The organism is Mesorhizobium sp. M1A.T.Ca.IN.004.03.1.1 (genome assembly GCF_003997555.1).
Lineage (GTDB): Bacteria > Pseudomonadota > Alphaproteobacteria > Rhizobiales > Rhizobiaceae > Mesorhizobium.
In genome coordinates, this window is the sequence record NZ_RZTV01000685.1 from 1 (window position 1) to 254 (window position 254).

The 254-nt window shown below is 62.6% G+C and carries 1 protein-coding gene; it reads left to right on the forward strand.

All coding sequences use genetic code 11. From position 1 onward, the window contains the following. On the forward strand, positions 1–254 hold a 254-nt coding region (locus EOD29_RS33410), incomplete at both ends, for an alcohol dehydrogenase catalytic domain-containing protein (RefSeq protein WP_164764027.1).

A 254-nucleotide genomic window follows, 5' to 3' on the forward strand; every position in this document is an offset into this window, starting at 1 on the left:
GCCGCACGACGGCAATGCCAGGCCTGATCCTCGGCCATGAAATCACCGGCGAAATCATCGAGAAAGGCGTCGATGTCGAGATGCTCGAGATCGGCGATATCGTCTCGGTGCCCTTCAATGTCGCCTGCGGCCGTTGCCGTTGCTGCAAATCTCAGGATACCGGCGTCTGCCTGACCGTAAACCCGGCTCGCGCCGGCGGCGCTTACGGCTATGTCGACATGGGCGGATGGATCGGCGGACAGGCACGCTACGTC